The organism is Streptomyces sp. P17 (assembly GCF_032436805.1).
Taxonomy (GTDB): Bacteria; Actinomycetota; Actinomycetes; order Streptomycetales; family Streptomycetaceae; genus Streptomyces.
Window position 1 is genome coordinate 1 of sequence record NZ_JAVRBF010001053.1, and the last position, 260, is coordinate 260.

The 260-nt window shown below is 70.0% G+C and carries 1 protein-coding gene; it reads left to right on the forward strand.

Translation table 11 applies throughout. The features are described 5' to 3' along the window. Positions 1-260, forward strand: a 260-nt coding sequence (locus RMT89_RS43915; protein WP_315889348.1) for a nucleoside hydrolase, incomplete at both ends; no start/stop codon positions are given.

Consider the following 260-nt stretch of genomic DNA (forward strand, 5'->3'; position numbering starts at 1 on the left):
CGCCTGGGTCGAGGCGATGCGCGCCACCGGTCCCGTCGGCGCGGCGGTGGCAAGCTGGACCGATTTCTTTGAACGCTATGACCGCGAGAAATACGGCGCCGAGGGCGCGCCGCTGCACGACCCCTGCACCATCGCCTGGCTGATCGCGCCGCAGCTTTTCGCGGGCCGCCGCATCAATGTCGAGATCGAGACAGACGGCCGGCTGACCCTTGGCATGACCGTCGCGGACTGGTGGGGCGTGACCGGGCGCGCGGCCAATG